The sequence below is a fragment of the Flavobacterium sp. CFBP9031 genome (assembly GCF_034044945.1).
Taxonomy (GTDB): Bacteria; Bacteroidota; Bacteroidia; order Flavobacteriales; family Flavobacteriaceae; genus Flavobacterium.
This window is the reverse complement of sequence record NZ_JAXCWF010000005.1, coordinates 330820-343188: the sequence shown is the minus strand read 5'-3', so window position 1 is coordinate 343188 and position 12369 is coordinate 330820. Positions and strand designations below refer to the sequence as shown.

General features: G+C 35.0%; 8 protein-coding genes. All 8 read right to left on the bottom strand.

Annotated features, from left to right (window positions below; translation table 11 throughout):
* Positions 1-19 precede the first annotated feature (19 nt).
* On the bottom strand, positions 20-697 hold the full coding sequence (locus SOM12_RS11115; RefSeq protein WP_320493461.1) for a glycerophosphodiester phosphodiesterase: 678 nt from the start codon (positions 695-697) through the stop codon (positions 20-22).
* 229 nt (positions 698-926) lie between these two features.
* Positions 927-2594: an alpha-amylase family glycosyl hydrolase gene (locus tag SOM12_RS11110; protein ID WP_320493460.1), complete on the bottom strand. Its 1668-nt coding sequence runs from the start codon at positions 2592-2594 to the stop codon at positions 927-929.
* A gap of 215 nt (positions 2595-2809) precedes the next feature.
* Complete coding sequence (locus SOM12_RS11105) at positions 2810-4672, bottom strand: glycoside hydrolase family 13 protein (protein WP_320493459.1); 1863 nt, start codon at positions 4670-4672, stop codon at positions 2810-2812.
* A gap of 12 nt (positions 4673-4684) precedes the next feature.
* Positions 4685-5380: a prolyl oligopeptidase family serine peptidase gene (locus tag SOM12_RS11100; RefSeq protein ID WP_320493458.1), complete on the bottom strand. Its 696-nt coding sequence runs from the start codon at positions 5378-5380 to the stop codon at positions 4685-4687.
* Between the two features lie 123 nt (positions 5381-5503).
* A complete protein-coding gene (locus tag SOM12_RS11095; RefSeq protein WP_320493457.1) occupies positions 5504-7618 on the bottom strand; it encodes a glycoside hydrolase family 97 protein in 2115 nt (704 codons plus the stop codon).
* A 28-nt stretch (positions 7619-7646) separates the two neighbouring features.
* Positions 7647-9950: a glycoside hydrolase family 65 protein gene (locus tag SOM12_RS11090; RefSeq protein ID WP_320493456.1), complete on the bottom strand. Its 2304-nt coding sequence runs from the start codon at positions 9948-9950 to the stop codon at positions 7647-7649.
* Positions 9951-10131: 181 nt separating this feature from the next.
* On the bottom strand, positions 10132-10791 hold the full coding sequence (gene pgmB / locus SOM12_RS11085) for a beta-phosphoglucomutase (RefSeq protein ID WP_320493455.1): 660 nt from the start codon (positions 10789-10791) through the stop codon (positions 10132-10134).
* Positions 10784-12301: an MFS transporter gene (locus SOM12_RS11080; RefSeq protein WP_320493454.1), complete on the bottom strand. Its 1518-nt coding sequence runs from the start codon at positions 12299-12301 to the stop codon at positions 10784-10786. The genes pgmB and SOM12_RS11080 overlap by 8 nt, the downstream gene beginning before the upstream one ends.
* Positions 12302-12369 lie beyond the last annotated feature (68 nt).

The window sequence follows — 12369 nt, the reverse complement described above, 5'->3', positions numbered from 1 at the left end:
TTCGTGGCTATTTTAAACTTTATATTTTATCTGGATTATCAGAGATAATTCCGTTTACTTTATAGCTTTTTACTTTTTCAATGTCTTCTGTTGTGTTTACTGTCCAAGGTAAAATTAAGAATCCTTTTTCCTGAATTTGTCGAACATTTTCTTCATTCAATAAATTAAAATCAGGATGAATGGCTTTTGCTTTTATTTTTTCGGCGAAAGCCAAAGCGGTTTCAAGATTTTCTTCTGTTAAAATACCAATCGGAATGTTTGGATTTAGGTTTGATGTTTCCTCCAACATATTCCAATCAAAACTTGAAATGATAAAATGCTCGTATTTCCAGTCTTTTTCTAAGATATATTCTTCAATTAATGGAACAACTCTAGAGGCAGTTCCTAAACCTTTTAATTCGATATTGATGAAGCATTTTTTGTCAACCAAATCAAAAACCTCGTTTAGAGTTGAAATTTGGTATTTACCATCAATTAAAAAAGATTTCAATTCAGCTAAAGTAAAATCATTTACAAGCCCTTTTCCATCGGTGGTTCTGTCTATGGTTTCGTCATGAATTACGATAACATGTCCGTCAGCGCTTAGATGAACATCTAGTTCAATTCCGTCAGAATTTAAGTCTAAGGCCTTTTGAAAAGCTTGTAAAGTATTTTCAGGTTCGTAGGCTTTGGCGCCTCGATGTGCAATTTTGAGCATTTTGCAATGTTTTTTTCTAACCGCAAAGGTCGCAAAGTTTTACGCAATCCCGATAGCTATCGGGAGCAAATATTATAAAAAAATGTTAGCCACAGATTATTAGGATTAAAAGAATTTTAAAATCTGTAGTAAATTATATGTCTCTCGCAGATTTAGGAGATGGAGCAGATAATTAAAAAAGAAATCCGCCGAATCTGCAAAATCTGCGAGAGAAAAAATATTTATTGGTTTAAATCTCTTCTAGTAAAACAATATCAAAATCGTTGTCTATAATTACTTTTCCATCAATTACTTCGACTTCCTGATTTGAATAAGTATCTTTTAATTTTGTTCCGTTTGGGAAGACATCGCCAACAGGAAGCTCTTTTCTGCCTTTTGGTAAATCTACTCCCATCACGACTTTATCTGTAAAGGAACCTTTAATAAACGTTCTGGAAAAAGTATAAGGATACGGATTAATGAGTTTATGAACTCCAGCTCCAACCGCAGGATGATTTCGTCTAAACTGACCTAATTTCTGCCAGTGTAAAAGTGTTTTTTGTGTTTCAGGATTGTTCTGAATCTCCTCCCAATTCATGTTAGAACGTAGAGTTGCATCGCCTTGAGTCCCTTCAACAACTAAAGAACGATTTGATTCATCACCATAATAAACCTGAGACATTCCAGGCGAAAGCAATAGTTTGTTGGCTGTTTCGATGTTTTTTGTTCGGTTCGCATCAAAAGGTTGTCCGTCGTCGTGAGAAGACATATAATTAAGGACAGAATAGCCTTTTAAGTCATTGTTTAAAGCGTTAGAATATTTCGAAAATAAACCTTCATAATCGTTTTGAGCAGCATTCCATTTGAATTCAAAATTGATCATGCTATTGAAACCATTTTGGAAATAATTTACTTTTCGATCTCCAAAATCATAATCCTGCCCACCGCTGATTCCGTAACCGTAAACTTCGGCAATAGTATAAAACGGATTCTGATCTAAAACCTGCAAAGGATGATGTTTTTTCCAAGTCTCAAATGCATAATCACATTCTTTTTTAAAGTCTGCCCAAACTCCTTCTTCGGTATGTTTTACAGTATCGGCGCGATAGCCGTCAATTCCGAATTCCAGAATATAATCGGTCAACCATTTTATAATGTAATATTTTGGTGTTCTTGGATATCCTGTTCTTTTAAAGAAATCATTCAACGAAGCAATTTCTTTTTCATAACGGCCTTCTTTTTTCCATTTTTCTATTAAAAAAGGAGGGAGTTCGACTTCTTGTACACTTTCAGTTCTAATATCTGGAAGATTGTCAACCAAAGTACACATCGTAGTATTTTCAAAAGATTTATAATCGCATACTACGCCAGTTCTTACCCAGTCAGAAGGCCAAACGGGATCTTCTGGAGTTACTGGTCCTGTATGATTAATTACGCCATCCAGAATTATTCTGATGCCTTTTTCGTGTGCTTTTTTTACCAGATTGGCTAAATCTTCTTTTGTTCCAAAGTTCGGATCGAGAGCTGTCCAATCTTTTGCCCAATAACCGTGAAAGCCATAACTCAATCCAGTTCCTTCGTCAACGCCATCATGAATCTGTTCGACAATCGGCGTAAGCCAAATGGCATTGATTCCTAATTTTTCAAAATATCCCGATTCTATTTTTTTGGTAATTCCGATGATGTCACCACCTTCAAATCCACGTAGTTTTCCGGGAGTTTTGGTTCGATTGAAATTGACGTCGTTGGAAGTGTCTCCATTGTAAAAACGGTCTGTAAGTAAAAAATAAACATTTGCCCCTTCCCAAACGAAAGGTGTTTTCGAAGTATTTTCGTTATTCATTGTAACTGATTTTGAGCCAGAACAACTCATTGTTAAGTATACTAAAGATAAAAAAAGGAAAGTGTATTTTTTCATTATTTTAGAATATTTTAGGATGGATTGTGTTGAAAAAAATAGCCACGAATTCACGAATTATTTTTTAAAATCTGTGAGAATAAAAATTCGTGAATTCGTGGCGGAAAAATAGTTTCTCGCAGATTTGGCAGATTTTTTTTTTAAAATTATCTGCTCACTCGAGCGTAAGCGAACAGGCGAATCAATCTCCTAAATCTGCGAGAGAAAAAACATTGTTATTCCAATTCTAAAACCAAAGCTGATTTTGGTTCTAAAGTAATTTCAGAAGCTAAATCGAATGTTTTTCCTGAAATAACATCTTTTCCTGATTTGTAGTTTTTGATGCTTTCTTTAAAGCGGTTTGTTTTTACAACCTGCTCTTTTGCATTGTTATTGAAAACCACCATAACCGTTTTATTATCAGTATATCTGAAATACACATACGTATTATTTTCTGGAATATAATGCTTCATTTTTCCGAAATGAACCGCTTCGTTTGTTTTTCTCCAGTTGAATAATTTTGCACTGAAATCAAAGTAAGCCGCTTGTTCTGGAGTTCTTCCTTCTTTGGTGAAAGCATTGTTTTTGTCCCCAGCCCATCCGCCTGGAAAATCCTGACGAATATCGGCATCTCCGCCTTTGCCTTTATCTCCACCCATTCCGATCTCTGAACCGTAATAGATTTGCGGAATTCCACGAACTGTTGCCAATAAAGTCATTGCCAGTTTGTATTTTGGTAAATCATATTTGAATTTTTCATTCATACGATCCGTGTCATGATTTTCGGCAAAAACCAAAATGTTATTGGTATTTGGATATAGAAAATCCATAGCAAAATTGTTGTAGAATTTAATCAATCCGCTATCCCAGTTTGGCTCATCTTCACTAAAGGCAGAAGTAATCTGACTTTGAAGCGTAAAATCCATTACACTTGGAAGATTCGAATTGTAGTTTTCAATAGCACCAATTTTACTGTCTTTCTGCCAAAAAGCTAAATTTGCTTGATTGTGCATCCAGATTTCACCTACAATGTTAAAATTAGGGTATTCATCTGTAATAGATTTTGCCCAATTTGCCATAGCAGTTTTATCTGAGTAGTTATAAGTATCTACTCTGAAACCATCAAGATTTGCAAATTCAATCCACCAGATTGCATTTTGAGTTAAATATTTTGCAACCAAAGGATTTCTAAGATTTAAGTCTGGCATTGAAGGCACAAACCAGCCGTCAACACAAACTTCCTGATCTATTTGAGAAGCGTGAATATCTGTAATTACTTCACGTCTGTGGTGTGTTTGTGTAAAAGTTTCAAATTGATTGAACCATGTTTTGGTTGGAATATCTTTCATCATCCAGTGCGTAATTCCCCAGTGATTGGTAACATAATCCATAACCAGTTTCATGTTATTTTTGTGCATTTCTGCCGATAAACGAGCGTAATCATCGTTTGTTCCGTAACGTGGGTCGATTTTGTAAACATCCGATTGTCCGTACGTATGATACGAATGCTGTTTGTCGTTGTCTTCGCATAAAGGTGTGCTCCATATTGTAGTTGCACCAAGAGAAGAAATATAATCTAAGTTTTTAATAATTCCTTCGATATCGCCACCATGACGTCCGCTTGGGTCTTGACGATTTGCTTTTTCTGTTAAAGAAGCATCGCTGTCGTTTTTAGGATTTCCGTTAGCAAAACGATCCGGCATAATTAAGTACATCAAATCAGATGCATCATAACTTTTTCTTTCGGCCGAATTCGCTCTTCTTTCTTTTAGAGCATATTTTTGTTTAAAGGCAACTTTATTATTGTTTTTGAAAGAGAAAACCAATTCAGAAGCTTTTACGTCTTTTGTATCGATTGTCACGAAAAGATAGTTTGGGTTTTCTGTTTTTTCTACATTTTTAATCGCGACATTATTCGAAACCGAAGCTTCATATTGTGCAATATTTTTTCCGTAGAACATAATCTGCAGTTCTGAATTTTTCATTCCTGCGTACCAAAACGGTGGTTCTACTTTTTGAATTTGCGCTTTCGCGGAAGCGGAAAACAACAATACCAATAAGGCTAATTTATAGATAATAGATGTTTTTTGATTTTTCATAGTTTGTAATTTTTATTTCTTTTGTTCAAGCATCCATTTATAAATTTCAGGATTTGTTTCATAGAGATATTGAATCTCATGTCCTTCATTTTCTAAACGAGTAAACTTGAATTTATTCTTAGTTTCACACGATTCAAGACCTTTTGCAATTCTTTCCGTTTCACTAAATGGGATTTTATCATCGGCTGTGCCATGAAAAGCCCAAATTGGAATTTTACTAAGATTGCAAACTCTCGTTAAATCGCTGTCGTTAATTCCGCCGCAAAGCGCAACAACTGCAGCAAATTGGTCAGGAAAGTCTAGAGCTGTAATGTAAGCTCCGTAACCGCCCATGCTAATTCCGGTAATGTAAATTCTGCTTTTATCAATTCTATATTTTGCTTCTAAATCGGCAAATAATGTTTCAAACCAATTTTCTGTCGACCAGTATTTATTATCTGGACATTGAGGCGAAGCAATTATAAAATCAAAATTTTGTCCTTTTTCAACTAAATAAGGTAAACCGTATGTTTTGAGCTTATTTAAATCATTTCCTTTCTGCCCTCCGCCATGAAGATAAATTACAAGTGGATATTTTTTATTTTCTTTTGAATAGTCTTTTGGCACGTATAATAAATAATCATATTTCGCTGCAACTTTCTGTTGAGAGTAGCTGTTAAGAGTCAAAAGTGTTATTAAAATAATTAAAAAGCTTGATTTGTAATTCATTTAAATCGGATTTAAGTAGGATTATGATTTATGCCTAACAGATTTTGAAACCTGTTAGGATAAGCTTTTTGCAATTTAAAAAAAAGACAAGTAATCTTGGGGTTAATTACTTGTCTTTAAAAATTATTTGTTTTCAATAATGCTTATCGCATAACCTCCACCTGGAGCAGAAAACTGAGATAATTTTGATTTGTTTGTTACAGCAATTTTTTTGATAGTATAAGCCTGCGGATTAGTTTTGTAATGCGCATCTTTTGCATCAGCATAAATTGTTGCGGTATATTTTTTACCTTTTTCAAGGAAACCGAAATCGATGTTTGAAGTACGTGGCGTTTCTCCGTTTACGTTTCCAACAAACCAGTTATTTGTTCCCTTTGCTTTACGAGCAACAGTGATAAAATCTCCTGGCTCAGCTTCAATATATTTACTTTCTGACCAGTCTACAGCCACATCTTTAATGAATTGGAATGCATCTAGAAAACGGTTGTAGTTTTCTGGAGTATCAGCAGCCATTTGCAACGGGCTGTACATAGTAACGTATAATGCCAATTGGTTTGCAATTGTACTGTTTACATGAGATTTGTTCTCAGGATTCATTTTACTGATATCCATTTCGAAGATTCCCGGAGTGTAATCCATTGGGCCTCCAATTAAACGTGTAAATGGTAAAACGGTAACGTGATTTGGTTTAGAACCTCCAAAAGCTTGGTATTCTGTTCCTCTTGCAGCTTCGTTTCCAATTAAGTTAGGATACGTTCTAGCGATTCCTGTTGGGCGAACTGCTTCGTGAGCGTTCACCATAATTTTATAATCAGCTGCTTTTTCGATAGCATATTGATAATGGTTTACAATCCATTGGCTGTAGTGATTTTCACCTCTTGGCAAAATATCACCCACGTAACCGCTTTTTACAGCATCATATCCATTATCATTCATGAATTTGTAAGCAGCATCCATGTGGCGCTCGTAGTTACGAACAGATCCTGAAGTTTCGTGGTGCATGATGATTTTTACACCTTTAGATTTTGCATATTCATGCAGACCTTTTACATCAAAATCTGGGTATGGAGTCAAGAAATCAAAAACATAATCTTTAGAATGTCCAAACCAGTCTTCCCAGCCTTCGTTCCAGCCTTCAACCAAAACAGCGTCGAAACCGTGCTGTGCAGCAAAATCAATGTATTTTTTCACATTAGCATTGTTTGCTCCGTGTGTTCCGTTTGGTTTTGCTTTCGCGAAATCAGTAACTCCCAATTGTACTGTTGGGTAATCATTAGTGTATGACCAAGAGCTTTTTCCTGTAATCATTTCCCACCAAACACCAACGTATTTTACTGGTTTAATCCAAGAAGTATTGTCAATTTTTGATGGATCGTTTAAGTTATAAGTCATTTTTGAAGCTAAGATTTCTCTAGCATCATCGCTTACAATAATCGTTCTCCAAGGTGAATGATTTGGTGCTTGCATATGACCTTTATCTCCTTTTGCATCTGGAGTTAACCATGAGGTGAAAGTCATGTTTTTATCATCTAAATTCAAGTGCATACAAGAATAGTCAATTAAAGCCGCTTCGTGTAAGTTGATGTAGATTCCTTCATTTGTTTTTAACATCAAAGAAGTCTGAACTCCTGTTGGAGAAAAAGATTTTTGTGAAACGTTTGCTGTGTATGCTTTTTCAGATAAACCTCGAATCTCAGATAGTTTCGATTTTGTGTAATCGTATTCCTGAGTATCATAATCTCCTGGAATCCAGAAAGCAGTATGATCTCCAGTCATAGCAAATTGAGATCTTTCTTCTTTAATTACAAAATAAGTAAGATTCTTTTGTGCTGGGAATTCATATCTAAATCCAAGTCCATCTTCGAATAAACGGAAACGGATAATAATTTGTCTGTCTGTTCCTTTTTGATTTAAAGTAACCGCTAACTCATTATAATGATTTCTAATGTGATCTACTTCTCCCCAAACCGGTTTCCAAGTTTCGTCAAAAGTGGAAGTTTTAGTATCAGCAATTGTAAAGTCGTTTAATAAAGATTTTTTGTCATCTTTAAGTTCAAGACCCAATTTACTGGTTTTTACAACTTCTTTGTTTTTGTATTTTAAATTGTAAGTTGGAGTTCCGTCGTTTTGAAGAGAAAATTCCATTACGAACTTGCCTTCGGGTGATTTTAATTGCTGCGCTTTTGCAACAGTGCTGAACGCAAACAAAATTAAACTTGCGAAAAATAAGTTTTTCATGTTTTTTAGATTTTTAGTGTATTGTAATTTAATTTATTTGTACAAATTTACTTGCAATTTCAGGTTTTCCGTTAACGATAATTGTTAAATCTTGATCGCCATCTATAGTAAATGTTGTTTCATTGTGATTTACAGCTACTTTTAAAATTTGATTTCTGAAATTAATTTTAAAAGAATACCCTTTCCATTCTTTTGGAATTTTTGGTGAGAAATGAAGCTGATCGTTTTTAACACGCATTCCTCCAAAGCCTTCCACGATACTCATCCATGTACCAGCCATTGACGTGATGTGACAACCTTCTTCCACTTCTTTATTATAATCATCCAAATCCAGACGAGAAGTTCTTAAATAAAATGTATATGCCATGTCCATTTTATCTAAAGCTGCAGCTTGAATCGAGTGCACGCAAGGCGAAAGCGAACTTTCGTGTACGGTAAATGATTCATAAAATTCGAAATTGCGTTTTAATTCTTCTTTTGAGAAATGATCTTCGAAGAAATAAAAACCTTGTAAAACGTCTGCCTGTTTGATGTAAGGAGAACGCAACACACGATCCCAAGACCATTTTTGGTTAATCGGGCGTTGTGAACGATCTAAATCTTTTACCGGAACTAAATCTTTGTCTAAGAAACCATCTTGCTGTAAGTAGATTCCAAGTTCTTCAGAAATAGGGAAGTACATATCGTCTGCCACTTTTTTCCATTCTTTGATTTCTTCAGATGAAAGATTAACTTTTTCCATCACTCTTTTGTGATCTGCTGGATATTCTGAAGCTACTTTTTCAATTTGTTCAGCAGCAAAATCAATACACCACTTTGCAATATAATTGGTGTAGAAATTATTGTTGATGTTGTTTTCGTATTCATTTGGACCTGTAACGCCCAAAATCACGTATTGATTTTTATCTTTTGAGAAAGAAGCTCTTTGGTGCCAGAAACGCGCAATACCAATTAAAACTTCTAAACCTTTTTCTGGAATATAAGAGTAATCGCCCGTGTAACGGTTATAGTTGTAAATTGCAAAAGCAATCGCACCATTTCTATGGATTTCTTCGTGTGTGATTTCCCATTCGTTGTGGCATTCTTCACCATTCATGGTCACCATTGGATACAACGCTGCGCCGTTTTTGAAACCTAAATTATCCTTAGCATTTTCAATCGCTTTGTCTAATTGGTTGTAACGATACGTCAATAAGTTTCTTGCAACCTGCTGGTCTTTTGTTGCCATGTAAAACGGAATGCAATAAGCCTCAGTGTCCCAATAAGTAGATCCGCCGTATTTTTCTCCTGTAAATCCTTTTGGACCAATATTTAAACGAGAATCTTTTCCTGAATAGGTTTGGTTTAATTGGAAAATGTTGAAACGAATTCCCTGTTGTGCTTTTACGTCGCCTTCAATTGTAATATCTGACATTTCCCAAACTTTTGCCCAGGCATCAATTTGATTTTGAAGCAAAGCATCATATCCTAAGGCAACAGCAGATTTGATTACTTTTTCGGCTCCAGCCAAAGTGTTTTCGTGGTTTAAAGAAACCGTATAACCTCCAATTTTTTGAATGGTTGAGGTTTGTCCTTTTGCAATAATAGTTCCGTACGTATATTGAACTTTATCTACAGTTGAATCGATTGTTGATGGCGAAACATTGATGTTTTCTCCATTTGCCAAAATCGTATTGTGCATAAAAGTCGTTACTTTAAAATGCGTTTTGAAAGTTTGAGCCGTTACAAAAGCTTCATTTGTACCTTTTTTAACTTCCAAAGGTTCCCAGAATTTTTCTTCCCAGTTGGCATCTTCATTGGTTACACCAGCGTCGATATACGGTTTATAAACGATTTTTGCATCTTTATTTAAAGGTGTAATATCGTATTTGATCACTCCGGCTTCGTCTAAATCTAAGGAAAGAAAACGACGAATGTTTACCGCAATCTCAGTTCCGTTTTTAAGAACAGCTTCAAAAGAACGATTGTACCATCCTTCTTTCATATTCAATTCTCTGCGGAAATTTTTAACTTCGGTACAATTGTGTAAATCAAGGTTTTCTTCGTTGATTTCAATATCAATTCCAATCCAGTTTGGTGCATTTAGTACTTTGGCGAAATATTTCGGATAACCGTTTTTCCACCAGCCCACTTTTGTTTTATCTGGATAATAAATCCCTGCGATATAACTTCCCTGGAATGTTTCGCCAGAATATGCTTCTTCAAAATTCGCACGCTGCCCCATAGCACCGTTTCCGATACTAAAAAGACTTTCGGACGATTTTACTCTTTCGACATCAAATCCTTCTTCTATTATGGACCAATTGTCTGGTTTTATATAATCTTGATTCATTTTTAAATTAGATAATGTGGCAATTAGATAATGTGTCAATTTGATAATTTGATAATTATTTTTGACTGTTTTTACCTTTTAATTGCTTGGTTGTTCTACGTTTTTTTTTAAATGAAATAATTTTGTCGGTTTGATCATTAAATAATTCTCATTTTAGAAATTATCTAATTATCAAATTTTCTCATTGACTAATTAAATCGTTAATAAAGCTTGTTTCGATTTGGGTAAAATCTTTAAAAATATGATCAGCTTCATGTAAAATTGTTTCCTCACCAATTCCAACACTTACCATTTCTGCGATGTTTGCTGCCTGAATTCCGGCAACAGAATCTTCAAATACGATTGAATTTTTTGGATCAATATGTAATAATTGAGCCGCTTTTAAGAAAACTTCTGGGTCTGGTTTTGCATTGGTAACGTCATTTCCGTCAACAATAACATCGAAGTAAGATAGAACTCCAGTTTTTTCTAAAATTGGTCTTGCATTTTTGCTGGCAGAACCCAATGCAATACCTTGATTTTTCTCTTTTAATAGTTTTAGAATTTTTAAAACTCCTGGAAGAACCTCACTTTCATCCATGTCAACTAAATAAGATAAATAATCTTCGTTTTTTTGAATTAACCATTTGTCTTTGTCCTCTTGCGAAGCCTCAACATTTCCTAATCCAAGTATAATATCCAACGAACGAACTCGGCTTACACCTTTTAAAAGTTCGTTGTCTTCATGCGTAAAATTTATATTTAACGACTGAGCAATTTTTTGCCAAGCCAAAAAGTGGTATTTAGCGGTATCAACGATCACGCCGTCAAGATCGAAGATGAATGCTTTTTTATTATTCATGGATTTCAATTTTAGTTTTACTATTTACTCTAAGAGTCAATAATCCTGCGAAAATCATTGATACACCTCCAATTATTAGAGCGTAAATAGGTTCATTATGGAAGAATTGTTTGATTACGAATCCTAATATCGTAGCGGCTACGATTTGCGGAATTACTACGAAAAAGTTAAAAACTCCCATATAATAACCCATTTTTGCAGCTGGCAAAGCACCAGATAACATCGCATAAGGCATTGATAGAATACTCGCCCATGCAATACCAACTCCCAGCATTGGAAGGATAAGCATTTGTTTGTCACCAATAAAATAAATTGAAATTAAACCAACGCCTCCAGCGCATAAAGCCAATAAGTGTGTTGCTCTAACGCCTACTTTTTTTGCAATAATTGGCAGTAAAAAGGCAACTGCAGCGGCAATTCCGTTGTAAACTGTAAACAATACCGAAACCCAGTCGGCGGCATCATTGTAGGTTTTCGAAGTTGTGTCTGTAGTTCCAAAAATATGCTGCGTAACTGCTTGAGTTGTATAAATCCACATTGAGAAAAGCGCAAACCAAGAGAAAAATTGAACCCAAGCTAATTTTTGCATTGTTTTTGGCATATTCAATAAATCGGTCATGATTATGGTAAAACCATTCTGAACTTTTTTTGTTCGTAATTGCGATGCAATTACAAATAAAACACCCATGAAAATTAGACCTATAAATAGAATGTAAAGTTCTTTTGCCAGACTGTTTTCGAAAATTAAAAATGAAATTAATGCTCCGATACCAGCAAACAATAATCCTAAAAGCAATTGTTTTTTTGTAGAAACGCCAGATTCTGTTTCAGAATTTGATATGCCTTCGGAGTCTTTTTTGCTGTTAGCTTCGAAAGCATGAAGTTCTTCAGGCGTATATTCGGTTGATTTAAAAACGGTCCATAAAACGGAAAGCAGAAAAACGATTCCGCCAATATAAAATGACCATTTTACAGCATCGGGAATAATTCCTTTTGGCGCAACATTGCTGACATCAAAAACATTTGTGAAAAGATAGGGTAGAACAGAACCAACAACGGCACCGGTACCAATAAAGAAACTCTGCATAACAAAGCCCAAGGCACGCTGATGGTCGGGTAAATTATCGCCTACGAAAGCACGGAAAGGTTCCATTGAAACGTTGATTGAAGCATCCATTATCCATAAAGTTCCTGCAGCAATCCATAAAGTTGGAGAGTTGGGCATTACGAACAAAGCCATCGATGACAAAATAGCGCCAATTAAAAAATAGGGGCGTCGTCTCCCTAAACGAGTCCAAGTTCTATCACTGAAATAACCAATAACGGGCTGAATAATTAAACCTGAAACAGGCGCAGCAATCCACAAAATTGGGATTTCATCTATTTTAGCACCAAGGGTTTCAAAAATTCTTGAAGTATTTGCGTTTTGCAGTGCAAAACCAAATTGTATTCCTAAGAAACCGAAACTCATGTTCCAAATTTCCCAGAAACTTAATTTACGCTTTTCCATTATCGTAATTTGAAAAATTATACGATAAGCGCCTTGCTTATCAAAACTTTGTTCTTTTCGAAGTAAAA